The organism is Parasphingorhabdus marina DSM 22363 (genome assembly GCF_900128895.1).
Lineage (GTDB): Bacteria > Pseudomonadota > Alphaproteobacteria > Sphingomonadales > Sphingomonadaceae > Parasphingorhabdus > Parasphingorhabdus marina.
In genome coordinates, this window is sequence record NZ_FSQW01000002.1 from 906,680 (window position 1) to 932,078 (window position 25,399).

At 57.2% G+C, this 25,399-nt stretch carries 19 protein-coding genes and 1 pseudogene; 7 read left to right on the plus strand and 13 right to left on the minus strand.

Going from position 1 to position 25,399, the window contains the following annotated elements; all coding sequences use genetic code 11:
- Positions 1-375: 375 nt before the first annotated feature.
- From rpsB to BUQ90_RS14050, 3 genes and pseudogenes are all read right to left on the minus strand, one after another.
- Positions 376-1,122, minus strand: a pseudogene (gene rpsB, locus BUQ90_RS14040) (30S ribosomal protein S2); the annotation flags it as partial.
- Positions 1,123-1,590: 468 nt separating this feature from the next.
- Positions 1,591-2,385, minus strand: coding sequence for a CDP-alcohol phosphatidyltransferase family protein (locus BUQ90_RS14045; protein ID WP_074205774.1), 795 nt, complete (start codon positions 2,383-2,385; stop codon positions 1,591-1,593).
- 37 nt (positions 2,386-2,422) lie between these two features.
- Positions 2,423-3,157 carry a phosphatidylserine decarboxylase gene (locus BUQ90_RS14050; protein ID WP_074205775.1) on the minus strand — a complete coding sequence of 245 codons (735 nt, stop codon included), beginning with the start codon at positions 3,155-3,157 and terminating at the stop codon, positions 2,423-2,425.
- Positions 3,158-3,344: 187 nt separating this feature from the next.
- Here BUQ90_RS14050 and BUQ90_RS14055 point away from each other — a divergent pair, with 187 nt between their 5' ends.
- Together BUQ90_RS14055 and BUQ90_RS14060 are read left to right on the plus strand one after the other, a co-directional pair.
- Positions 3,345-4,565 carry an NADP-dependent isocitrate dehydrogenase gene (locus tag BUQ90_RS14055; protein ID WP_074205776.1) on the plus strand — a complete coding sequence of 407 codons (1,221 nt, stop codon included), beginning with the start codon at positions 3,345-3,347 and terminating at the stop codon, positions 4,563-4,565.
- A 68-nt stretch (positions 4,566-4,633) separates the two neighbouring features.
- The gene (locus BUQ90_RS14060; RefSeq protein WP_074205777.1) at positions 4,634-6,466 is read left to right on the plus strand and encodes a cation:proton antiporter domain-containing protein; all 1,833 of its coding nucleotides are present in this window, start codon (positions 4,634-4,636) and stop codon (positions 6,464-6,466) included.
- Here the strand turns inward: BUQ90_RS14060 and alaS are convergent.
- From alaS to dapA, 6 genes are all read right to left on the minus strand, one after another.
- Positions 6,444-9,092: an alanine--tRNA ligase gene (gene alaS / locus BUQ90_RS14065; protein WP_074205778.1), complete on the minus strand. Its 2,649-nt coding sequence runs from the start codon at positions 9,090-9,092 to the stop codon at positions 6,444-6,446. The two genes, BUQ90_RS14060 and alaS, sit on opposite strands and share 23 nt — an antisense overlap.
- Positions 9,093-9,375: 283 nt before the next feature.
- Positions 9,376-10,458, minus strand: a complete 1,083-nt coding sequence (gene recA, locus BUQ90_RS14070; protein ID WP_074205779.1) for a recombinase RecA — start codon at positions 10,456-10,458, stop codon at positions 9,376-9,378.
- 143 nt (positions 10,459-10,601) lie between these two features.
- Positions 10,602-13,052, minus strand: coding sequence for a response regulator (locus tag BUQ90_RS14075; protein ID WP_084192713.1), 2,451 nt, complete (start codon positions 13,050-13,052; stop codon positions 10,602-10,604).
- Positions 13,042-13,626, minus strand: coding sequence for a DUF2062 domain-containing protein (locus BUQ90_RS14080; protein ID WP_074205780.1), 585 nt, complete (start codon positions 13,624-13,626; stop codon positions 13,042-13,044). Before BUQ90_RS14080 ends, BUQ90_RS14075 begins: the two co-directional genes overlap by 11 nt.
- Positions 13,619-14,101 carry an SsrA-binding protein SmpB gene (gene smpB, locus BUQ90_RS14085; protein WP_074205781.1) on the minus strand — a complete coding sequence of 161 codons (483 nt, stop codon included), beginning with the start codon at positions 14,099-14,101 and terminating at the stop codon, positions 13,619-13,621. Before smpB ends, BUQ90_RS14080 begins: the two co-directional genes overlap by 8 nt.
- Positions 14,101-14,976, minus strand: a complete 876-nt coding sequence (gene dapA / locus BUQ90_RS14090) for a 4-hydroxy-tetrahydrodipicolinate synthase (RefSeq protein ID WP_074205782.1) — start codon at positions 14,974-14,976, stop codon at positions 14,101-14,103. Before dapA ends, smpB begins: the two co-directional genes overlap by 1 nt.
- A gap of 103 nt (positions 14,977-15,079) precedes the next feature.
- Between dapA and BUQ90_RS14095 the strand changes: the two genes are divergently transcribed.
- The 4 genes from BUQ90_RS14095 to BUQ90_RS14110 all read left to right on the plus strand — a co-directional run bounded on the left by BUQ90_RS14095 (position 15,080) and on the right by BUQ90_RS14110 (position 18,891).
- Positions 15,080-17,062, plus strand: a complete 1,983-nt coding sequence (locus tag BUQ90_RS14095; RefSeq protein WP_084192714.1) for a lytic transglycosylase domain-containing protein — start codon at positions 15,080-15,082, stop codon at positions 17,060-17,062.
- A gap of 106 nt (positions 17,063-17,168) precedes the next feature.
- Positions 17,169-17,585, plus strand: coding sequence for a DUF4279 domain-containing protein (locus BUQ90_RS14100; RefSeq protein WP_074205783.1), 417 nt, complete (start codon positions 17,169-17,171; stop codon positions 17,583-17,585).
- 123 nt (positions 17,586-17,708) lie between these two features.
- A complete protein-coding gene (locus BUQ90_RS14105) occupies positions 17,709-17,927 on the plus strand; it encodes a hypothetical protein (RefSeq protein WP_074205784.1) in 219 nt (72 codons plus the stop codon).
- Positions 17,928-18,117: 190 nt separating this feature from the next.
- On the plus strand, positions 18,118-18,891 hold the full coding sequence (locus BUQ90_RS14110) for a glutathione S-transferase family protein (RefSeq protein WP_159437116.1): 774 nt from the start codon (positions 18,118-18,120) through the stop codon (positions 18,889-18,891).
- A gap of 47 nt (positions 18,892-18,938) precedes the next feature.
- On the opposite strand, the gene BUQ90_RS14115 is transcribed toward BUQ90_RS14110, so the two are convergent.
- The 3 genes from BUQ90_RS14115 to aspS all read right to left on the minus strand — a co-directional run bounded on the left by BUQ90_RS14115 (position 18,939) and on the right by aspS (position 22,492).
- Entirely contained in the window at positions 18,939-19,721 is a 783-nt protein-coding gene (locus BUQ90_RS14115) for a polyphosphate kinase 2 family protein (RefSeq protein WP_074205786.1), read from the minus strand.
- A 40-nt stretch (positions 19,722-19,761) separates the two neighbouring features.
- A complete protein-coding gene (locus BUQ90_RS14120; protein ID WP_074205787.1) occupies positions 19,762-20,622 on the minus strand; it encodes an alpha/beta fold hydrolase in 861 nt (286 codons plus the stop codon).
- Between the two features lie 85 nt (positions 20,623-20,707).
- Complete coding sequence (gene aspS, locus BUQ90_RS14125) at positions 20,708-22,492, minus strand: aspartate--tRNA ligase (protein ID WP_074205788.1); 1,785 nt, start codon at positions 22,490-22,492, stop codon at positions 20,708-20,710.
- Between the two features lie 138 nt (positions 22,493-22,630).
- Between aspS and rnd the strand changes: the two genes are divergently transcribed.
- Positions 22,631-23,830: a ribonuclease D gene (gene rnd / locus BUQ90_RS14130; RefSeq protein ID WP_074205789.1), complete on the plus strand. Its 1,200-nt coding sequence runs from the start codon at positions 22,631-22,633 to the stop codon at positions 23,828-23,830.
- 53 nt (positions 23,831-23,883) lie between these two features.
- Here rnd and BUQ90_RS14135 read toward each other — a convergent pair whose 3' ends face one another.
- Positions 23,884-25,395 (minus strand): Ppx/GppA family phosphatase, encoded by a 1,512-nt coding sequence (locus BUQ90_RS14135; protein ID WP_074206444.1) that lies wholly within the window; start codon positions 25,393-25,395, stop codon positions 23,884-23,886.
- Between the last annotated feature and the right edge of the window lie 4 nt (positions 25,396-25,399).

The window sequence follows — 25,399 nt, forward strand, 5'->3', positions numbered from 1 at the left end:
AGCCGCCTTGGCATCTTCCTTTTTGGCCGCGGCCTTTTTCGCCGGAGCTTTCTTGGCAGGTGCCTTCTTGGCAGCCGGCTTTTTCGCCGGAGCTTTTTTGGCAGCCGCTTTCTTGGCAGGAGCCTTTTTCGCAGCAGCCTTTTTGGCGGGCTTTTCTTCCGCCTTGGCTTCGTCTTCTGCAGGCGCTTCTTCCTTGGCAGGCTCCACTTCGACCTTGGCCTCTTCCTTTGCCGGCGCTTCTTCGGCTGGCGCTTCTTCTGCCTTGGGTGCCTCAGCCGGAGCTTCTTCTGTCGGCTTCTCGGCAGCCTTCTCGGCAATGTCCGCAACCGCGGCTTCTTCGCCGCTGGCCATGGCACTGGCATTCGCCTCGCTGGAGACAATCTGTTCGACCGGCGGTGCAACAGCAGCGCCAAGATCTTCCCCGGATGCGACAGCAGCTTCCTGACCACCCTTGGTGGCAGCAGCAGCTACAGATTCGCAGTAGAGACGGATCGCGCGTGCCGCATCGTCATTGCCCGGTACCGGGAATGCAATGTTGGTCGGATCGACATTGGAGTCGAGGATCGCGACAACCGGAATGCCAAGCACATTGGCTTCCTTGATCGCGAGTTCTTCCTTGTTGGCGTCGATCACGAACATCACGTCAGGAATTCCGCCCATGTCCCGGATACCGCCAAGCGACAATTCCAGCTTGTCCCGTTCCCGAGTCATCTGCAGGACTTCTTTCTTGGTGAAGCCGGCGGTGTCGCCGCTCAGCTGTTCCTCAAGTGTTTTCATCCGGCGAATCGAGTTGGAAATGGTTTTCCAGTTGGTCAGCATGCCGCCGAGCCAGCGATGGTTGACAAAATGCTGGCCACTGACGCGGGCAGCTTCTGCAATCGGTTCCTGCGCCTGGCGCTTGGTTCCGACAAAAAGGACCTTGCCACCGGCCGCAACCGAATTGGCAATAAAGTCGAGAGCGCGCGCGAAAAGCGGAACGCTCTGGGACAGGTCGAGAATATGGACACCGTTACGGGCTCCGAAGATGTATGGTTTCATCTTGGGGTTCCAGCGGTGGGTCTGGTGGCCGAAATGGGATCCGGCTTCAATCAATTGCTGTAGGGTGACGACAGGGGCCGCCATAGTCTTTCTCCTTCCGGTTATGCCTCTGGAAAGCTGAGAACCTCGGTCGACCTGAAAGGGCGGCGTTGGCACCGGTATGTGTGCTTTCCATGTGGAATGAGCGTGCCGTTAAAGCGGCGCGCCGCGGAATGCAAGCCCAAAGCGGCAAATAATGTAACCTTTTCCCGATTCTGGCGAATTTTGGATGTGAGTTGACAATAACGGTTGACAAAAAGAACATAATTAGAACATTATGCGTTCATAGAAAGAACATACAGGAATTCGCCATGCTGACATTTGCCATCACGACTCTCTTTGTCCTCTCCTTTTTCGGGGCTCTTTCGGTGATCGGATATATGTTTGCCACCTATCGCGGCAAGATCGCATCGGTGATTCGGCAGGAACTGCAGCTGCCCTCCCCCGAACCACTATCTGGTGAATCAGTTCGGACATTCCGTGTTAGGTCTACCCGCATCACTGGCACAGCTATCAGGCCGCAGCGTCATTCCCGTCGGCCTGCTCCGCTCGCCGCTGCCGCTTGACTCTTGCATAGCTTCTGATGCTGAACGGGATCAGGACAATATAGCCGATACTGATTGCGCAGAGCGTGATCCAGGGATTGTTGAGCAGGGCCACGCCCAGCAAGGCAAAAAGCGCCAGAGCTTCGAGGCGGATATTCTTGCGCAGACGCAGTGATGACCAGCTGTAGGTCGCCGTGTTGGAAATCATCAGAAAGGCGATGATCACGATCCAGGGGGCGACCAGAGCATAATGCCGGAACAGTTCCTGCCCGGTCACCATCCACAGATACAGCGGTAGCATGACCAACCCTGCACCAACCGGCGCCGGGATCCCGGTCAGAAAACCAGCGGATTTGTGCGGCTGGTCTTCATCGTCAATCTGGGCATTGAACCGCGCAAGTCGCAGAGCACATCCCACGGCCATGGTCAGTGTCAGCACCCAGCCGAACTGCGGCATATGCTGTGTTGACCAGAAAAACATGACGAGAGCCGGCGCCACACCGAAGGCAATAACATCGGCAAGAGAATCGAGCTCCGCGCCAAAACGGCTTTGCGCATTGAGCAGACGGGCTATTCTACCGTCCAGACCGTCCAGAATACCGGCGAGCACGATCGCGCCCGCGGCAAGGACCCAGTTTTCCAGATAGGCAAACCGCACGCCGCTAAGCCCCACGCTCAGCGCCAAGGCGGTCACCGCATTCGGAATGAACTGCCTCAGAGAGATACCGCGTTCGGGCCTCCTGCCAGTACCGGGACCGTTCATCTCGGGATCCGGCGGGTCAGGATCAAACGACCGGGCATTACTGACCCACGCCTTCGATCTCTTTCATGGTTCCGACTTCGGCGATAACTGTTTCCCCGGCAATCGTCCGTTGGCCGAGAACCACATTCGGGGTGGTGCCTTTGGGGAGATAGACATCGACACGGCTGCCGAAACGGATCAGACCGACGCGCTGGCCGGCAGCGACAAAATCGCCTTCCTTGACAAAGGACATGATCCGGCGGGCAACCAGGCCGGCAATTTGGGTGAAACCAACTTTCAGACCGTCATTGCGCTCCACCATGAAATGCTGACGCTCGTTTTCCTCGCTGGCCTTGTCGAGATCGGCATTCAGGAATTTGCCCGAGATATAGGCTTGGCGCTTGACCGTACCCTCGATTGGCGTGCGATTAATATGTACGTCAAAAACGCTCATGAAAATCGAAACCCGGATCAGTTCTTCGTCTCCGAGACCCCCCTCGCCCTGCAATTCGGCGGGAGGCACAACCGGCATGATCAGATTTACCAGGCCGTCTGCCGGCGCAACAATATATTTGTCGTCGAGCGGCGTGACCCGTTTCGGATCACGAAAAAAGGCGAGCACCCAGATCGTCACACCCGCCATCGGCCAGGCCAGGGTCTCCCATGCCATGAATGCAAATGCCGCAGTTACCAGACCGGAGATCACCGCAAATTTGCGGCCTTCAGGATGAACCGGCGGGAAAGACCATTTCGCTTCGCCCAGTCCCTTGTTGGAATATTTCTCTATCGCCATAAGCGTTACTTAGGGAGAGTGACCTGCTCTGACAACACTCCTGATCTTCCAGGTCAAATTTGGAGCGCCGGTCCGAACTGATAGTTGCTCATCCCGAACAGATGGTTGAACATATCGCGATCTTTGCTAAGAGGTGCCCCAACACTGTTCCTCCCGCCTGTCCCAATCCAGGAAAGAGCTTTCAAATATGTCGAAAATCAAGGTCAAAAATCCCGTTGTCGAACTCGATGGCGATGAAATGACGCGCATCATCTGGCAATGGATTCGCGAAAAACTGATTGAACCCTATCTCGACATTGACCTGCATTATTATGACCTGTCCGTCGAAAAGCGCGACGAAACAAATGACAAGATCACCGTCGACGCGGCCAATGCCATCAAGAAGCACGGCGTCGGTGTCAAATGCGCTACAATCACGCCGGATGAAGCCCGGGTGGAAGAATTTGACCTGAAACGGATGTGGAAATCGCCAAACGGCACCATCCGCAACATTCTCGGCGGCGTTGTTTTTCGCGAGCCGATTGTCATCGACAATGTCCCGCGCCTGGTCCCTGGCTGGACCGATCCCATCGTGATCGGCCGTCACGCCTTTGGTGACCAGTATCGCGCAACCGACATGCTCATCCCGGGTCCGGGCAAACTCCGCATGATTTTCGAAGGTGACGACGGCGTTGTGCAGGACGAGGAAGTTTTCCGTTTCCCGTCATCGGGTGTCGCGATGTCGATGTACAATCTGGATGATTCCATCCGCGACTTTGCCCGTGCGAGCATGAACTATGGCCTGCAACGCGCTTGGCCGGTCTATCTCTCGACCAAGAACACCATCATGAAAAAATATGATGGTCGGTTCAAAGATCTGTTTGAAGAAGTCTTCGAAAAAGAATTCAAGGCGGATTTCGACAAGGCGGGAATCAGCTACGAACATCGCCTGATCGACGACATGGTCGCCGCGGCAATGAAATGGTCCGGCAAATTTGTCTGGGCTTGCAAAAACTATGACGGCGATGTCCAGTCGGACACCGTGGCGCAAGGCTTCGGTTCGCTCGGCCTGATGACTTCGGTTCTGATGACGCCCGATGGCAAGACAGTGGAAGCGGAAGCCGCGCATGGCACTGTGACCCGCCACTATCGTCAGCATCAGCAAGGCAAGGCGACATCAACCAACCCGATTGCCTCGATCTTTGCCTGGACACGCGGTCTGATTTATCGCGGCAAATTTGACGAAACGCCGGAAGTCACGCGCTTCGCCGAAACGCTGGAAAGGGTCTGTATCCAGACAGTCGAAAGCGGTGACATGACCAAGGATCTCGCAATTTTAATCGGTCCCGACCAGTCGTGGATGACAACCGAACAGTTTTTCGAAGCCATCCGGGTCAATCTCGAAAAAGAAATGGACAACTGGAAATAAATCCAGCTTTCTCCGGAAAGTCATCATCAGTGCTGACAATCGCTCGCTTTCCCGTATAGGAGAGGAGCATGGCAACACCTTTTGAAAGTCCGGCCTTCATTGATGCCATTGTGATACTGGGCGCGGCGGGGATCGTCATTCCGGCCTTCGCCCGTTTCCGGATCACCCCGATAATCGGTTTTATTCTGGTCGGCATCCTGCTCGGCCCGTCGGGTCTGGGTTCGCTCCAGAGCCAGTATGACTGGCTCCGATTTGTGACCATCAATGACCGGGAGGCGATAGAACCCTTCGCCGAATTCGGGATCATATTGCTGCTGTTCTCGATCGGACTGGAACTGTCATTCAAGCGACTCTGGTCGCTCCGGCGGCTGGTTTTTGGCGTCGGTGCGGCCGAGCTGACCATTTCCGGTGCCCTGATCGGCGGGGCGCTATATCTCTATGGTTATCCGCAACAAAGCTGGGAGGGCGCGGTTGGGCTGGGCCTTGCGCTGGCGCTGTCTTCCACCGCTCTGGTCCTGCCGATGTCTGGGACCAAGAGTCCGGTTGGCAAGGCAGCGCTCGCCATGCTCCTGTTCGAGGATGTTGCGATTGTCCCGATCATTTTCCTGCTGGGTGCGATCTCCCCGGCGATGGCAGCCAATTCCGGCTGGGATGAACTTGGCCGCACTCTGCTGATCAGCGGCATTGTCATTGGCGGAATGCTCGTTCTCGGCCGTATTCTCTTGCCGAAAATATTCGCTCAGGCTGCACGGACAAAAAGCCCCGACCTGTTTCTGGCGGTCAGCCTGCTGGTCATCATTCTCGCCAGCCTCGCAACAGCTGCAACCGGCCTGTCCCCGATTGTTGGCGCACTGCTCGCCGGACTGCTGATCGCCGAAACCGAATATCACGGCGAGGTCGAAGTCATTACGCAGCCCTTCAAGGGCCTCGCTCTGGGTGTCTTCCTGATCACGGTGGGCATGCAGATAGATATCCGGGTCATTCTGGAAAACTGGGCTACGCTGATCACGGCAGTGGTAGGTGTCGTCATCGTCAAGGCTATCGTGACCGGCGGCCTGCTCCGGTTTGCAGGCGCCCGGGTTGGCACGGCAACCGAAGCCGGTGTGTTGATGGCGAGCCCCTCGGAAACCACCCTGATCGTGTTAGCGGCCGCAGCACAGGCCCAGCTCATTCAGCCACAGACCGCTGCTTTCTGGCAGATTGTGACCGCCATCGGTCTGACCATCACCCCGCTGCTCGCGCGATTTGGGCACGACATGGCGAGGCGGATCGAAATGCGCGGTGACAATGTCAGTCTCGATGAAGAACATCCGCCAGAAGCCCAGCAAACGATCATCATCGGCTTTGGACGGGTCGGGAAGCTGATCGCCGACATGCTGAAAACGCATGATCAGGAGTTTCTGCTGGTAGAATCGAATATTGATGTCGTCGCCGAAGCACGTCGGAACGGCTATCCGATCATCTTCGGCAATGTGTCGCGCAACGAAATGCTCGACAAATTGCGACTGGGTCACGCCAAGGCGCTGGTCCTGACGATGGATGAGCCGGTGCTGTCGGTCCAGATTGTCAAACGCGTCCGCGCCTGGGTGCCCGATTTGCCGATCATCGCCCGCGCACGCGATACCGAGCATGCGGCGGAGCTATATCAGGCCGGTGCCACAGATGCGGTACCCGAGGCACTCGAAGGCTCGTTGCAGCTTTCGGAAGCTGTGCTGGTGGAAAACGGCGTGGCCATGGGGCCGGTCATCGCCTCCATCCACGAAAAACGGGATCAACTGAGGCAGCAGATCAAGTCGGAAGGAGACCTCGACAAGGCACCGATACTGAAATCGATGGAAACGACCAACGCCCTGAAGACATCTTCGGGCGAAGGCGATCTCAAGCCGCAATCTTCGACCTGATCTCCGCAATCGCCTGATCGGCCTTGCTGCCATCCGGTCCACCGCCCTGCGCCATGTCCGGGCGTCCTCCGCCGCCTTTGCCGTCAACCGCCGCCACACCGGCCTGCACCAAATCGACGGCATTGAAATTGTCGGTCAGGTCATCGGTCACGCCGACAGCCACCGCGGCGCGGCCATCATTGACCGCCACCAGAACCGCAATGCCGCTGTTCAGCTTTTTCTTGGCCTCATCGATCAGGCCGCGCAATTCCTTGGGGTTCAGGCCGTTAATCACCTGACCACTGAACGCCACGTCGCCCACGGTTTCGATTTCCGCCTCGGCATTGCCACCGCCGTCTCCGGCCAGTGCCAGAGCCTTTTTCGCTTCGGTCAGTTCACGGTCCAGTTTCTTGCGTTCTTCCACTAGGGTGGCAACGCGCTCTTCGGCTTCCTCCGGTGAAGACTTCAAGACCGATGCAATCGATTTCAATTTGCTGTCACGTTCCCCGAGCCAGAGCCGAGCGGCTTCACCCGTCAGCGCCTCGATCCGGCGTACACCGCTCGATACGGCCGATTCCGCGATGATCACCATCAGCCCGATATCGCCCAGTGCCTGGACATGGGTCCCGCCGCACAGTTCAACCGAATAATCCGTTCCTGCTTCCATTCCCATCGACAGGACCCGAACTTCGTCGCCATATTTCTCGCCAAACAGGGCCAAAGCACCGGCTGCAACGGCGTCATCGGGACTCATCAATCGGGTGACTACCGTGCTGTTACCGCGGATCTGCGCATTGACATCGGCTTCCACCGCCCGGATTTCATCGTCGGTCAGTGCGGAAAGATGGGAGAAGTCAAAACGCAGGCGATCAGGCGCAACCAGACTGCCTTTCTGCGTCACATGATCACCGAGATGGTCACGCAACGCCTTGTGCAGCAAATGGGTGGCGCTGTGATTGGCCCGTAATTGTGTCCGGCGCGCGCCGTCTACGTCCAGATGAATGGTGTCACCGACCGAAATCGTGCCTTTTTCAATCTTCGCATGGTGTGCATGCAGCCGTCCCAGCGGCTTGGACGTGTCCGAAACGGTTGCGTGCAGATCGCCTGCGCCGGATATGATTCCGGCATCTCCCATCTGACCACCACTTTCGCCATAAAACGGCGTCTGGTTGGTCAGGATGATAATGTCATCACCCGGTCCGGCTTCCGCGATCGCATTGCCATCCTGAACGAGAGCCACAACAACGCCCTCACCCTCTTCGGCGGTATATCCGGTGAATTCGGTGCTGCCATGCTTTTCGGCGATGTCAAACCAGACCGTCTCCGACGCCTGATCTCCTGAACCTTTCCAGGCTGCCCGCGCCGCCGCTTTCTGCTGTTCCATCGCGGCGTCAAAGCCGGCCCGGTCCACGCCCAGCGCGCGCGCGCGCAAGGCATCTTCCGTGAGGTCATAAGGGAAACCATAGGTGTCATAGAGCTTGAACGCGGTTTCGCCCGACAATGTATCGCCTTCGCTCATATCGGCAATTTCGGCATCCAGCAGCTTCAATCCGTTAGCGAGAGTTCGCCGGAAGCTGGTTTCCTCGCGCAGCAAAGTCTCCTCGATCAACGGTTTGGCGCGGATCAGTTCGGGAAAGGCATTACCCATTTCCCCGGTCAGTGATCCGACCATGCGATGCATCAACGGATCTTTCGCACCGAGCAGATGGGCATGGCGCATCGCCCGGCGCATGATCCGGCGCAGGACATATCCGCGTCCTTCATTGGCCGGCAGCACACCGTCTGCCACCAGGAAAGAGGCGGCGCGCAGATGATCTGCGATCACCCTGTGACTGGCCTGGTTGTCACCGGTCGTGGCGGTTCCGGTCAGAGAACCCGATTCCGCGATCAGCGTCTTGAAGAGGTCGATTTCATAATTGTCATGCGTACCCTGCATCACCGCTGCAATGCGTTCGAGACCCATTCCGGTGTCGATCGAGGGGCTGGGCAGATCCCGACGATCGCCGCCTGCCTGCTGGTCATATTGCATGAACACCAGGTTCCAGATCTCGACAAAGCGATCCCCGTCTTCATCGGGGCTACCAGGAGGGCCTCCGGCGATATGATCGCCGTGATCATAGAATATTTCACTGCACGGGCCGCAGGGACCGGTATCACCCATCGACCAGAAATTGTCGTTGGTCGCAATCCGGATGATCCGGTCTTCCGGCAGCCCCGAAATCTTGCGCCACAGATCGAACGCCTCGTCGTCCGTATGATAGACCGTCGCTGTCAGCCGCCCGGGATCAATACCCCATTCCCCGGTGATCAGCTTCCAGGCGTGATAGATCGCCTGCTCCTTGAAATAGTCACCGAAGGAAAAATTTCCCAGCATCTCGAAAAATGTATGATGGCGAGCAGTATAGCCGACATTGTCGAGATCATTATGCTTGCCACCGGCACGCACACATTTCTGGCTGGACGTGGCCGTCGCATAGGCACTGGTTTCAGCGCCAGTGAAAACATTCTTGAAAGGTACCATCCCGGCGTTGACGAACATCAGCGTTGGATCATTGTGCGGAATCAGGGGAGATGACGGAACAACCTCATGTCCGTTATCTCCAAAATATTCCAGAAAAGAGCGTCTTATATCGTTGGTCGTCTGCATGCTGCCGACTTAGGACAGCCGTTGGTCGTTTACAATCCCGCTTGATGCCTCGATGGGCTTTTCCGAACCATCTGGCTGAACTTTACAATCCGCATGACACCAGAGCATGTTAAAAGGGCCGTCCTCAGTGTCGGGGGACAGAAGGACGGCCCGCTTGCCTGACGCCGCCTCGGGGAAGGCTGGTCCTGGCAAAATCGTTTTGTGGCAGGAGTACGCACTTCACATCTGATGGCGCACCCGATGATGCAGGGACTGATAGATTGGGTCCCTGCCTCGATATGGTTTAGCTGTTGTCTTCGGATTCGCTGCCGACAGGTCCGGTCATCATCTCTTCGGCCACTTCTTCTTCCTTGCCGCGGATCTGACCTTCCAGCTTGGCCATCATTTCCGGGTTTTCGAGCAGGAAGCGTTTTGAATTTTCGCGTCCTTGCCCGATCCGTACGGAGTCATAGGAGAACCAGGCTCCCGACTTTTCGACCACACCGGCCTTCACGCCCAGGTCGATAATCTCGCCGACCTTGGAAATGCCCTGGCCGTACATGATGTCAAACTCGACCTGCTTGAACGGAGGCGCAACCTTGTTCTTGACCACTTTCACCCGGGTGGAGTTGCCGACAATCTCGTCACGCTCCTTGATCTGGCCGGTCCGCCGGATATCCAGCCGTACCGATGCATAGAATTTCAGGGCGTTGCCACCGGACGTGGTTTCGGGATTGCCATACATGACACCGATTTTCATCCGCACCTGGTTGATGAAGATCACCATGCATTTGGAGCGGCTGATCGAACCGGTCAGCTTGCGCAGCGCCTGACTCATCAGCCGGGCCTGCAGACCGACATGGGCGTCACCCATTTCACCCTCGATCTCCGCCCGCGGGACCAGAGCCGCGACCGAATCCACCACGAGAATGTCAATCGCATTGGACCGCACCAGCGTGTCGGTGATTTCCAGGGCCTGTTCACCGGTATCCGGCTGCGAGACGATCAGTTCGTCAATATCCACGCCCAAGGCTTTGGCGTAAACCGGATCAAGGGCATGTTCCGCATCAACAAAGGCAGCGGTTCCGCCGGCTTTCTGCGCTTCGGCAATGGCGTGCAGCGCCAGTGTTGTTTTACCCGAACTTTCCGGTCCGTAAATTTCAATGACACGACCCTTGGGCAGTCCCCCGATGCCCAGTGCGATGTCGAGCCCGAGAGAGCCGGTGGAAATGGCTTCCACTTCCATTGCCTGTTTCGAGCCCAGCTTCATTGCCGAGCCCTTGCCAAAGGCACGATCAATCTGTGCCAGGGCTGCGTCGAGCGCCTTCTGTCTGTCTGATGAGTTCAATTGATTTTCCGATTCCACGACTTTTAAATTGCCGGCCATTTGCCTGTCCCCTTCGCTAAATGCTTGTACGATATCAATCAATGATGGAAATGATGTACCGCATTTGTTCTACCAGAACAAGAGGGGAACGAAACTTTTTTAGCTCTGTGTTTTTTGGCTTTGTTTCAGATATTTATATCACACTAGTCGTCACCCTTGCCTTCTTCGGTCAAAATTTCGCCGACGGCTTCTGCAATCTGCGCGACAGAAAAGGGTTTGGGGAGAAATGCGACATTGTCGAGATCGATGGATTTGCGCAATTGCTCCTCCGCATAGCCGGACATGAACAGGATCGGCATGTCCGGATAGTCGCGGCGAACTTGCTGCGCCATTGTCGGGCCATCCATATTGGGCATGACCACGTCAGACACGATCATGTCGAATATTTCTTCGCCCGCTTCGGCCTGGGCAGCCAGATGAGCCAGCCCCTCTTCGCCGTCGCAGGCTGTCATGACGGAATAACCCTGCCGGGTCAGGGCCCGTTCGGCCACGGCACGGACCATGTCTTCGTCCTCGACCAGCAGGATATGGCCGCTGCCCCAAAGCTCTTTCTTCGCAGCTGCCTTGAGCGGTTCGCTTGCCGGCGCTTTCTCGGAATCGGACAATTTGTGGACCGGGAAGTAGATCGAGAAGCTGGCGCCTTCGCCCAGTTCGGAATCTGCGAAGATATAACCGCCCGACTGCTTCACGATACCGTAGACTGTGGACAGTCCCAGCCCGGTGCCCTTGCCGACCTCCTTGGTTGTGAAAAACGGTTCGAAAATCTTGCCGATGACCTGCGGCGTAATACCCTTGCCGGTATCCTCCACGAACAGCGCCGTATACTCGCCCACAGGAAGAATCTCGTTTTTGAGCTCGCGCACCTCTGCCGGTGAAACGGAACGCGTGGAAATGGAGATGGTGCCACCGCCGGGTCCGCGATCATTGATTGCATCTCGTGCATTGACGCCAAGATTGATGATCACCTGTTCGAGCTGACCCGGATCGGCCCGCACAAGTCCCAGATTGCGTCCGTGTTTCACTTCCAGCTCGATATTGTCGTCGAGCAGGCGTTTGAGCAGATTGGAAACGTCCGCAACCACGTCGGGCAACTGCAGGATCTGTGGCCGCAGGGTCTGCTGACGGGAAAAGGCCAGCAACTGCCGGGTCAGGCCGGCCGCCCGGTTGCTGTTGTTGCGGATCTGCTGGATGTCGTCATAGTCGCTGTCGCCCGGCGCATGGCGCAGCAGCATGAGATCACAATGACCGATAATCGCGGTCAGGATATTGTTGAAATCGTGCGCAACTCCGCCTGCCAGTTGCCCCACGGCCTGCATTTTCGTCGCCTGTGCGACCTGACTTTTGAGCCGGGTTTCCTCGCTATTGTCCTTGATCGAGAGCAACACCGCCGCATCACCCAGCCCGCGAACACTCGCCATGCCCAGCGCCACCGGATCATCTCCGCCCGAGCGGAGCCGGACTGCCATGTCGCCGGACATGGGAGGACCGCTGGCGTAGCGCCGCACCGCATCCGCCACTGCCGACTTGTCATCGCGGATCATCAGGTCGCCTGGATAGAGCGGCTTTTCGCCTTCACCGACGCCGGCCGTGCGGGCAAAGGCCTTGTTGAGAAACAGGAACCGACCATCGCGGTCGGTCAGCGCCAGCCCCAGCGGAAGCAGCGACAACATCGACTCGACCTGTTCCAGCGCCTGTCCGCGTTCGAACGTCCCGCCATCATCATCGATCAGCAGGATCAGGGCCGGCCCCTTTTTCTGCGTCCGCTCAAGCGGGATATGGAACATGCGGACCGGGGTGCCGTGCCGGCCTTCCCGTTCGAAAAATATCGTTCCCTTGTCATCGGCACGGAGAAAATTGATGAAATTGCGACCGGAGATATTCGCATCCGTGCTTCCCGTTGCACGCAAGGCGAATCCGGCATTGGAAGCCCGAATGCGGCCTTCGCTACCGATTACGGTGGCCAGAACCCCGGCTTCAGACAGGGCCCGGCCCGTACCTCCGCCAACCATCTTGATGGTGTCGTCGAGAATATCGGCGCGAATTTCGGGCGTGAATTGCCAAAGCAGATACTCATCCCCCTGCCCTGTCCGCAGCACCTTTGCCGCATATTCCGCCACACCGCGCTTCAGCCCCTCGGCATAGCCCCGGCCATCCCGCCAGGCATTGCGTCCCGCCGTGGCAAGCAGGTCATTGCCGCCATCCTGAAGTGGCAGTTCGGGTGGCACTGCGGGGCCGTTGAACCATTTGGTGAAAAGGTCATTGGCGCAAACAAGCCGCCCGGCCCGGTCCGTAACTGCAAGTCCGATGTCCGACTGGTCCGCGATCAGGCGAGTCACCACCCAGTCGGCCGACTCCGTGACAGCCTCATCCTCGAGCCCGGTTTGCGGCCGAATGAAATATACCGCGGCGGCCGTGCAGATAACCATCGCTCCGAAGGCAATCAGCAATGCCGTGTTGGGAACCTGCCAGTATAGCAGGCCAAGAGAAGCGATGACGGCAACACACAGTATCGCAAATCGGGTTTGCGTGCCGATACTGGTCAGCTTCGTACTCTGATTGAGCAGTCCCGAACTGCTGCCTGCTTCACTCGCCATAATGTATCTGTCCCAGTCGCTTGGCTCGCTTGCGTGCCACCCACCATCTCCAGCCAACCGAGCTGATGACATAGCCGAGGGCTCCGAATACAATGGCCAGCAGCAAAAACCCGAAAGCCGTGACGCCGGCTTCGCGCACAAACCAGCTCAGCCATTCTCCCAGTCCGCTGCGCATGCCTTCATTGAGCGGCTGACCTGCCGTCAACGCGTCGATCCGCAGTACAAACTTGCCGATCTGGTTCGCAACCGCGATCCAGAAGGGATATGTAAACGGGTTGGTGATGAATGTGGTCAGCGCAGCGATTGGGACATTGGCCCTGACCGGAAGGGCCAAAAACACCGCAGCAAAAATCTGCCCGACCGGAATCAGAAAGGCCGCCAGCATGCCCAGCGCCACACCACGCGGTACGGAGCGACGCGTGAATCGCCACAAGTCAGAGCGCAGAAACCGGTGCGCAATCGGCTTGAGATAGCGGTTTTTCCGCATCCCGTCCCGTGTCGGCATCTTGCGCTCAAGCCAGGCGGCGGCCCGCTTGATCGTTCGTGCACCCCAGTCCTTGTCTTGCTCAGCCATGTTCGCGCATCAGCCGGCCCTGTTGCCGTTTCCAGTCGCGTTCCTTTTCGGTCGCGCGCTTGTCAGGTGCCTTCTTGCCTTTGGCCAGTGCCAGTTCGATTTTCGCCCGGCCCTTGCTGTTGAAATAGATCGACAGCGGGACAATCGTCATGCCCTTGCGATTGACCGCACCATATAGTTTGTTGATCTCTCGTCTGTTTAACAGCAACTTGCGAGGCCGTTTCGGTTCGTGATTGAACCGGTTGCCGTGACTCCATTCCGGGATATTGGAATTGATCAGCCAGACCTCGTCATCCTTGACCTCGGCATAGCTCTCCGCGATCGTTCCCGAACCGAAACGCAGAGACTTGACCTCTGTCCCGGTCAGCATCAAACCCGCCTCGAACTTTTCATCCAGATGATAGTCGTACCGTGCGCGGCGATTTTCCGCGACGACCTTCTGTTTGTCAAATTCGGTGGGACGGGGCTTTGCCATCAGACCAGGCTGGCTCCTTCCAGAGCCGCATCCACAGCTTTCCTGCTGGCTTCCGATGGTGGAGTCATGGGCAGGCGCAAGTCGGTCGGGAATCCGTCAATAACCCGGGACAAGGCATATTTGACTGGCCCGGGAGATGCATCGGAAAATAACGCCTTGTGCAGCGGATAGAGAATGTCGTTCAGCTCGCGGGCCTTGTCATAGTCCCCGGACTGGCAGGCGGCCTGAAACTCTGCACAAAGTTTGGGGGCAACATTGGCGGTGACGGAAATACATCCGCCGCCGCCTGAGGCGTTAAAGGCCAGAGACAATTCATCCACACCCGACAACAGACAGAATTTTTTCGGGCAGGCAAGCCGGTGATCGGTCACCCGGTCAATTTCACCGCTGGCATCCTTTATCGCCACAACCGACGGTAGCTTGGCGAGCGCGGCGACCGTTTCGGGCAGGATGTCCGTCACCGTCCGGGCCGGAACATTATACAGGACCAGCGGAAGGTCATTGCCTTTGGTCAGCGCTTCGAAATGCGCATAAATGCCCTCCTGGTTCGGACGGTTGTAATAAGGCGCCACAACCAGTCCCGCAGTCGCTCCGCATTTCCTCGAGAAATTCAGGTGCAGCATCGCGTTGGTTGTATCGTTCGATCCACAGCCGGCTATCACGGGAACACGCCCCGCGGCCTGCTCCACGCAAACTTCGATGACCCGGTGATGTTCGGCATTGGACAGAGTCGAGGATTCACCGGTGGTTCCGCAGGGAACCAGTCCGCTGCTCCCCTGCTCGATCTGCCAGTCTACCAGCGCCCGAAACTCCTCCTCCGCAAACGATCCGTCGCGAAAGGGAGTCACCAGAGCCGGAATTGAGCCGGAAAACATGGAATTACTCCTTTAAATTTGGCCTGGAAATTGCCACAGCTATCACAAGCTTAACAATGATATAGTTTACCGTTCAGCGCCTGATAAGGAGCCTAACCCCAAAATGTCCAGTATGGTATCAAGAATTCTTCTGTCGTCGCTGCTTTTGACACCCGCCACCTGCATGGCCGCGGAACAGACCGCTTGGCAAAGCAGCGGAGACCGGTCTCTTTCCGACCCGACCAATGGCAATGCCGTACTGGCCTTGCAAAGATGGCGGGTGCTCTCGCAATCGGACAATTATTCGTTCGAGGATTATGCGGGCTTTGTGATGACCTATCCCGACTGGCCGGATGGCGAGCGGATGAAACGCAATGCCGAACAGGCGATCAATATCGAAAGCTTCTCACCGCGGATGGCGCTGCAATATTTTGATCGCTTTGCGCCGGTCACCAATGGCGGGGCAGCCAAATATGCAGTTGCTCTTCTCGCCACGGGGCAACGCGAAAAAGCCAACACCCTGGCCCGTCAGGCCTGGCGCGGTGGGACCATGGCGGATGAAGATGAAGCCGCCCTGCTGAGCCGGTTCCGCTCCATCTTTTCACCAGCCGATCATGATGCCCGGATGAATGCGCTGCTTTGGGCCCGCGCTACCAAGGCCGCGACCCGGCAACTGGGTTTCGTTTCGTCTTCGATGCGCCCGGTATTTGCGGCCCGACTGGCCCAGCTGACTGAGTCCCCAGATGCCAATACCCGGGCCAGTGCAGTAGGCGCGCAGGCCCGCGATGATGCCGGCTTTCTCGCCGATCGCTCGCGTTATCTCCGCAACAAGGGGCAAAGCTTCGCGTCGCGTCAGCTGCTGGCTTCCCGCCCACCATTGCGGGTCAAGCCGGCCAAGGTGGAAACCTGGTATGAGTCGAACCTGATCAACGCGCGCGCTGCAGCCAATGACCGGCAATGGAAGCTGGCTTACGACATCGCCTCCAATGTCGATGACGCATGGACGGGCGCGGTGAATATTGCCGAACAGAACAGCCGGATCCGGGACAAATATTCCGACCTGGTCTGGCTGGCCGGAACGGTGGCGCTGGAGAAACAACGCCAGCCGCGCAAGGCGGTGGCGATGTTTGACCGCTATGCACGATCGTACAATTCTCCCAATATCCGTTCCAAGGGCTATTACTGGGCTGGACGGGCTGCTGCGGATGCGGGTCAGACCGACCAGGCGATCAGCTATTTCCAGAAAGCGGCGCAATTCCCCGCCTATTTCTATGGACAGCTGGCCCATGAACGACTGGGCCGTGCTTTGCCCGCGTTTGACCGGACCTATCAGGCGGAAATATCGCCTGAGGACCGCAAGGTATTCAATAACGAAACGCTGGTCCAGGCGGCGATTGCTTCGGCACGCACAGGACCGTGGCGCGAGCAGATCCGTTTCTATCGGGCACTCGCGTACAAGGCGGAAACTCCCAAGGACTATGCCCTGCTCAGCGACCTGTCCGTCCGCATTGGCCAGCGCGATCTTGGTGTCATCTCGGGGATCAGTGGTGTCGGCAATGGCGCCGGCGTAACTGACGCCACATTCTTTCCCACGCTGAAGGTGCCATTCGGCTATGAGAACAGCTGGACCAGTATCCATGCGATCACGCGGCAAGAGAGCCAGTTCGCCATCGGTGCGATCAGTCATGCCGGCGCCCGCGGCCTGATGCAGCTCATGCCGGGAACGGCCCGCGAACAATCCGGCAAGGCGGGCCTGCGCTACAACATGTCCGCACTCACCACGGACCCGCAATATAATATCCGGCTGGGCAGCGGTTATTTTGAACGCATGCTGTCCTATTATGGCGGATCCTGGCCACTGGCCGCCGCCGCTTACAATGCCGGACCGGGCAATGTGAACAAATGGCTGCGCCGCAACGGCGACCCGCGCATGGGCGGCATCGACTGGCTGATGTGGATCGAGAACATCCCGATCTCCGAAACCCGCAATTATGTCAAACGGGTGCTGGAAAATGCGGTGGTCTACGATACCAAGAATCCACGCGGCCCCCGGATGAAGAGCGACACACCACTGACGCGCTATATCGGGAAGAATTACAAGGGGTGACGGAGGAGTGAGTTTGTCCGCTAAATCCCGAAAGCGGACATTGGCACCCAACGAACTCAACGGGAAAATTGGTGGAACGAATAATCTCCTATGATAGACAAGAAAGATGGGCATTCTTCACAAATCCGCTGTTTCTCTTGGTTTCTACAATGATGACCTTGATCCTTCTCGCATCTCAGAAATCTTAGGTGCTGAACCGGATGTGGGTGTAAAAAAAGGCGATGTGTGGAAAACGGTTGGCGGTGTTGAAAAAGTTGCGATCACCGGTTCTTGGAGAATTGGTTCTGAACGCCGTTCACCCGGGGATGTTGATGGGCAAATACAAGATATCTTCGGGAAGCTTGAGAGTGATATCGGAGTGTGGCGGCAGTTATCTGAGTTGTACCAAGGAAGAGTATTTTGTGGACTGTTCTTGGCAAGCGGAAATGAAGGTATCCGACTACAACCAGAAACGGTTGCAGCCATTGGCGAAAGAAGCCTGCTTCTCGACTTTGACATTTATGGTGCGGAACTGCCAGACTGAGCGAGTGATTTTCTAAGGTCAGCTACATCCCGAAAGCGGACATTGGAAGACAAGAATAAGACGCCCCTCACTTTCAAATTCTGATAGAGAACGAAACTGGTCGATCAGTGAACAGGTGAGTAGATGAAATCCACAGTGGAAGTGCCGGTTGAAAATGTCCGAGACCTTTTCCAGCTAATGGAGAAGATGAATGACCTGTTTCATCAACCGAGAAACCTCAAAGACGGCAAACGAATTGCTAGATTTGCGGATGAAAATTATCCTTCAATACACAAGGCTTACTATGAAATCCTTTGGAACCTGCTTCCGGAAGAGGATCGGAAAACGATTGAAAACGCTTGAATTGAACAACTGAATCCAATGTCCGCTTTTGCGCCCGAAACGGACATCTGCATGTTGTCGGCAATATCCGGCAGGAGAGCCCTAGGCAATGTTGAAACCGGGCCAGCATGGCCGCAGCAAATTAGATGCTGACAACTACCATCGGGACGGGCACATTCGGCTTTCTTCGTCACGCAACCCGGAGTTTGGAATGTTTCGTCTTGTCTCTGCCAGTCTGGCGCTTTTCATCACAGGACTTTTCGGGACATTTGCGACTGAAGTCCGGGCGGATGCCGGCCGAGCTGCCAACGCCCCGGCACCCGACATCACCATCTACCATCTTGAGGGCCGTCGTTCCGAGCGGATTGTCTGGCTGATGGAGGAACTGGGCATGCCGTACAAGCTGGAATATGTGCGCGGTGACCTTGCCGCCTCCATGGCCAAGGTCCGCGCGCTCGGACATGAAATGCCGATGGTCCCTACGGTCGTGATCGATGAGCAGATTCTGGTGGAATCGGGAGCGATTATCGACCTGATCCTTGCCCGCTATGCGCCCGGCCGACTGACCCCGGCGCGCGACAGCGTCGATTATCCCGGGCATCTCATGTGGATGCACTATGCGGAAGGGTCCCTCGCCGCGCGCCTGTTCAGCGATTACCGGGCGTGGCGCACGCGGCCCCCGACGGTGCGGTCCCGGTTTGTCGATAGCGAAGCGGTGGTCCAGTTCTCGGAAAACCACCTGGCAAAACATTCCTGGTTTGGCGGATCGGAATTCTCGACAGCCGACATCATGATGCTGTTTCCGCTCAATGTCGCCACGGGCCTGAACCTCGTCGACAAGGAAAAGTTTCCCCACATTGCTGCCTGGAAAAAGAAGATCGAAAACAGGCCTGCCTACCAGCGCATGCTGGCCGCGGCCCGACCAGATGGCATGATCGGCAATCTGCCGCCGATCAAGCAACGGCCGCCGTCAGAACGCAAGTAGCAAAATCCGGATGTTATGCATGCCGCGCGACGCGTGACGCGTGACGATCAGTCGGGTTTGTATCCAAAAGCGTCTTCCGCCATTTTGACGAGTTCCGGATCCGCATCCGGCAGACCCTCCGGCAGAGCGGCCTCCAGCGTCTCGGCAACATGAGTCATCGCCTTGATCCGGGCGGATTTTTTGTCATTGCCGTCGATAACTGTCCACGGCGCCCAGCGCGTGTCGGTTTGTTTGAACATGTCCTCGATCGCTTCGACATAATCTTCGCGTCTGGCCCGATTGCGGAAGTCCTCTGCCGTGATTTTCCAGCGCTTGTAGGGCGTATCCAGTCGGCGGGCAAAGCGCTTGTCCTGTTCTTCCTGGGTCGTGTGGAAAAACAGTTTGATCAGGTTGGTGCCGCCATCAATCTGCTGCGCTTCGAACTCGTTGATTTCGTCATAGCCGCGTTTCCATTCGGCTTGGCTGCAAAATCCTTCCACCCGCTCGACCAGAACCCGGCCATACCAGCTGCGGTCAAACACGGCGATATTGCGGCTTCCCGGAAGGTTTTTCCAGAAACGCCAGAGAAAATGCCGGTCCTTTTCTTCGCTGGACGGCGCGCCAATCGGATAAACTTCGAAGTAACGGGGATCCCATTCGGCGGTCATGCGCCGAATGCACCCGCCCTTGCCGGCCGCGTCCCAGCCCTCGAATACCAAAATAGTGCGATTGCCGTAGATGATATGCTTGAAATGGACGTCCGCCAGCCGTTCCTGCACGTCTTTCAGCGCATCGCCATAGTCCCCGTCGAATTTCTCGCCAGCTTCAAAGTCGGAAAGCTTGATGGTCATGGCGTCGGTCTAGCCCAGAAAAGCGTCAGAAGCCAACCGGTTAACCGTGATTTTGGAGGATAAGACCGGCAATGGTCGCCGGCTCCTGCATTGGCATAAAATGTGTGAGATTATCGATATAAATATCTGTTCCCAATACAAAAAACTCCGCGAGACCCGGCGGTGTCGGAGAGGAAGCGAAGTCAAAACCGCCTTTTTGCTCAATCTGCGGGGCGCGCAAAATGGTGACCGGCTGCGAGATATTTTCCATCAGGGGCCAGGGGTCGACAGTTGCGCTGGTCGCATAGACCGAAGCCTCGGACTGCGGCGGACAGGCGAGCTCAAAAGTGCCGTTTCCAGCGGGGAGCAGGCCATGTTCGCAATAGTCTCTGAGCACAACGGGATCCCAAAGCCGATAGGGATGCCGGTCGCAAAATCGCTCGAACATCTCATCCGGTCCGGCCCAGCTGTTCCGCCGTTTTGCCACCATATGATTGGTCGCACTGTAATCAGGCGGGTCGAGATAGGTCTCGCGTTCCATGATCACCGGGTCGACAAGAACCAGGCGTCCAATCTGTCCAGTCAGCTGCGCCGCCACCTGGACCAGACAATGCCCGCCCATGCTGTGTCCCACACCGATATCAAACGGAATGTCCAGCGACTTCAGAAGCTGCGCCGTGGCATCAGCGATCATGTGCCAGTCCGTGATCTCCGGCCTGGCACTACGTCCATGGCCCAGCTGATCCACTGCAATGACACGGGTATCGGGAGGAAACGCAGCAACCACCTGATCCCAGCACCGCGCATGAAATCCGGTTGCGTGCAACAGCAGCACAGATGGCCCGATGCCCGCCCTGCCCCATTCAAAATAGCAGATATCGCCATGGGAAGAGGAGAAGACATGCTGTTCGGGTTGCGTCATATGCAGCGTTCCGCAATTAGTGGTCCGGTCGATGGGCAAAGGCGATAATCGGCAATTGCCCGGCCTGCCACTAGCGGAATAAAGACTAGCCTTCCTTTGGCGGCTCAACGACCCGGATATGCAATTCGCGCAGCTGCCTGGGCGACACGCCGCTGGGTGCACTCATCATCAGGTCTTCGGCCTTCTGGTTCATCGGAAAAGCCACCACTTCCCGAATATTCGGTTCGTCTGCGAGCAGCATGACGATCCGGTCTACACCTGGTGCAGAACCACCATGCGGCGGAGCGCCGTATTTCAGCGCATTGATCATGCCCGAAAATTCGCTGTCGACCTGATCTTTTGTATATCCGGCGATTTCAAAAGCCTTGTACATGATATCTGGCCGATGGTTCCGGATCGCGCCAGAGGACAGCTCCACACCGTTGCAGACAATGTCATATTGCCAGGCGAGAATATCGAGCGGATCCTTCGTTTCGAGCGCCTCCATTTCGCCCTGCGGCATGGAGAAGGGGTTGTGCGAGAAATCAACTTTCTTCAGTTCCTCGTCATATTCGAACATCGGGAAATCGACGATCCAGCAAAACCTGAATTCATCATCCTTGATCAGATCCAGCTTTTCTGCGGCCCGGGTCCGAGCCACACCAGCCAGCCGGGCGGCTTCCGCTTCCTTGCCGGCCGCAAAGAAGACGCCGTCATCAGGACCACATCCGAGATCGGCCAGCAGCTTCGCGGTTCCTTCTTCCCCATGGTTTTTGGCGATCGGGCCACCGGCGGCACCGTCTTTCATGTTGATATAACCCAGCCCGGCAAATCCCTCGCCGCGGGCCCAGTTGTTCATGTCGTCAAAAAACTTCCGGCTATTCTTGCCGGCTTCCGGCGCGACAAAGGCGCGAACCGTGCCGCCGCTCGCGGTGATTTTGTCAAACAGGCCAAAGCCGGACCCCTTGAAATGGTCGCTGACGTCCCGGATGATAATCGGGTTCCGGAGATCCGGCTTGTCCGACCCATATTTCAGCATCGCTTCCTTGTAAGGAATACGCGGGAATTCCCCTGCCGGCGTTACCGAACGACCGTTGGCAAATTCCTCAAACACCCCTGCGAGGACCGGTTCCAGAGCAGCGAAAACGTCATCTTGCGTGACAAAACTCATCTCGAGATCGAGCTGATAAAACTCCCCGGGAGACCGGTCTGCACGCGCATCTTCATCGCGGAAACAGGGCGCGATCTGGAAATAGCGGTCAAATCCCGCCACCATCAACATCTGCTTGAACATCTGCGGCGCCTGCGGAAGTGCGTAGAACTTGCCCGGGTGAACCCGGCTGGGCACCAGATAGTCGCGCGCGCCCTCGGGAGAAGAAGCGGTCAGAATTGGTGTCTGGAACTCGGTAAATCCCTGGTCGACCATCCGGCGGCGAATGCTGGCGATAACTTCGGACCGCAGCATCATGTTGGCGTGAACTTTCTCGCGCCGCAGGTCGAGGAAGCGGTAACGCAACCGAATATCTTCCGGATATTCCTGATCCCCGAATACCGGCATCGGCAGTTCTTCCGCCGGTCCCTGCATGAAAACGGTTTCCGCGACGACTTCCACTTCGCCGGTGGGCAAGTTGGCATTCACCGTCTCGTCATCGCGCGCCACCGTCTTGCCGGTCACCGTTACCACCGACTCAATGCGGGCACTGTCGAGCAACTTGAAGGCTTCGCTGCCGGTCTCGCTGACAATCTGGGTCAGGCCGAAATGATCGCGCAAATCCACAAAGAGCAAATTGCCGTGATCGCGCTTCCGGTGAATCCAGCCAGAGAGACGAACCTCGGTGCCAACATCGGAGGAGCGAAGCTGCGAACAGTTGTGGGTGCGGTAAGCGTGCATGATGGGCCTTCATAAATGGATTGTTGCCAAAGGCAGACTGTGGTGCGCCTAACACAGTGAAAGGCGGCTTTTGTCAAGGTTGAACTCCGCTGTGCAGAAACATTTGCGGGCTGCGCCGGACTCTGTATAGCAATTGCCATGAAAATACATCCTTTGCTGACCGACAATCAGGACATTGCCGACCTTTGCGCACGTTTTTCCAAAGCTGACTTTGTCGCTGTCGACACCGAGTTCATGCGGGAGAATACCTATTGGCCGATTTTGTGTCTGATTCAGATCTCGGACGGCAAAGAAGCAGCAGCGATTGATCCACTGGCCAAGGATGTTGATCTGCAGCCCCTGCTCGACCTGCTGGTCGACAATGAAGATGTGCTGAAGATCTTTCATGCCGGCGGACAGGACGTGGAAATCATCCACAACATGACGGGCAAGACCCCGCACCCGATATTCGATACCCAGATCGCGGCAATGGCGCTCGGCCCCAGTGAACAGATTGGATATGCCAATCTCGTTGACAGCTGGCTGGGTGTTACCCTCGACAAGGGTGCCCGGTTCACCGACTGGTCGCGGAGACCACTGAACGAACGGCAGATCAAATATGCGATCGGTGACGTCACGCATTTGTCCGAAATATTTCCGATGATGCTCGAGAAGCTCAGGGAATCGGGTCGCGGCATGTGGATCAACGCTGAAATGGAACGTCTGGCGGACCCGGAAAACTACATCAATGATCCGGATCTGGCATGGCGCCGGGTCAAATTCCAGGGCCGCAACCTGGAAGCGCTTGGACGGCTCAAGGCGCTGGCTGCCTGGCGGGAAGAAGAAGCACAGGCAAAGGATTTGCCGCGAGGCCGCATCATGCGAGATGAGACGCTTGCAGATATTGCCGGGCACCCGCCCAAGGACCAGTCAAAGCTTGGTCAGGTCCGCGGCCTTTCAAATGGCTGGAAAAACAATGACATTGGGGAGCGCCTGATGGAAGTTCTCCAGAATGCCGATCCCCTTCCCCGTGAAGAAATGCCAGTGCGCAATGGCCGCCGACCAAAATTTGGCAAGGAAAACGCCCTCGTTGCCGATCTGTTGAAATTGCTGCTGAAAATTCGTTCCGCAGAAATGAACGTCGCTTCCAAATTGCTTGCCCGCGCCGATGATCTGGAACGGATCGTCAGCGGAGACCGGGAAGACGTGCCCTTGCTCGAAGGGTGGCGCTATGAAGAATTTGGCCGCGATGCCCTCGACCTGATCGAAGGACGAATGAGCTTCACCGTCAAGGACGGTCGGCTGAAGATGACACATCAGCCCGAGGAAGACTCACAGGCAGAAGCGTCTGAAGGCTGAAACGCGGCGCGAGCCTGAGACCATGGGTCCGCCCCGGGTCTCTCGGATCCGGTTCAGTCCGGAACCAGAACACAGGCCGCTTCCAGCTTCAGCATATGAGCGAGCTGTTCATGCCGCTTCGCCACGGCTTCACCATAAAGGTCGCGCAGGCTTTCTGCCATTACCAGTTCCAGCCGTTCGCCAGATTTGCGTAACCTCGTCTGCTCCAGCGGTTTGCGGGTACCGCCGCTGAGTCTCTGGGCCAGTCGCATCGCAAGCCCCCAGCAAATCGCCCGTTCCGTAGCCGCATCATCCAGGAGTTTACCACCGCCAGGGAACACATTCGCGCCGCCACCAAAACTGGTGAAAAGCGTTTGGCCCAGCATTTCCCGCTCGGGTCCGTTGATACCGACCCAGTTGCCGTGGAGCCCCATCACCAGACCCCGCTCGGCGCGGAAGTTCGGATTTGCCCGCCAGGCCACATCACCCAGATTGCAGGCGGCCTGTCGAATGCGCTGCCATTCCGGGGAATCGCCGGTAAAAATCTCCGCGAGCCATTTCCCGAGCAGCTTGCTGTTGGCGGGAAAACGAGCCTGAGCCGCACCGGACTCCTCGGTCGCGAGAAGTAACGGATCCCGCTTGCTTTCCTGCGGACTGATGCGGCTGTACAACATGCCTTCGCGGACGCCGTAGGCCGACACAATCAGCCGGCTGCTGTCGAGATGGCGAACGATGAATGACAATAGCCAGGCCGCATCATCAAGCGTGGGAATCCGGGATGTCGAAAGTCCCGGTACTGCCTTCAGCTTTGCCTTGTCCAGCCGGGCCAGCCGGCTGACAAGCCGTCGCGCTCTGCGCGGTTCCATTTCATAATGGTGGATCACCGGAAGCGGGTAGCCGCTGTCGTGCATATCAAGCCTTGCCAGTGATCGCCATGAGCCACCGACCAGATAGAACGGGAGTCGCTCCGAGTCTTTCGGCCAACCGGTTTTCTTCAACATCTTGCGCACTTGCCGCTTGAGCTTGTCCTTTCCCTTTACGCGCAACTCGGCGATCCGCAACACGCCTAACGGAAAGGAATAACGGTCCGTCACCTGCCCATTCTCGATCCGCGCCAGCTCGAGACTGCCTCCCCCGAGATCACCCACGATTCCGTTCGCACCGGGAATGGCAGAGATCACGCCAAGACCGGCCAGGTCGGCTTCCTCCTCGCCTTGCAAAATTTGTGTCTGAATCCCGATTTTTTCCGCAGCAGCAAGAAAATCCGCACCATTGCTTGCATCTCGAACCGCTGCGGTGGCGAAACTCTCGACATTATCGACATCCATCTCGATACAAAGATGATGGAACCGCTGGAGGGCACCAACACCCAGCTCAAATGATTCAGGTGAAATCGCCCCGGTCGTAGCCAGATCCTTGCCCAGGCCAGCCATGGCTTTTTCGTTGAAAAGGATCGCCGGCACCCGCGCCGGCCCCTGATAGACAACAAGCCGGATTGAATTCGAACCAATATCGATGATAGCCGTCCGCTCGTTCCGTCGCGACGCCTTTTTCTTTCTGGTTATCTGCAATCCCCCGAGCTGCATGATC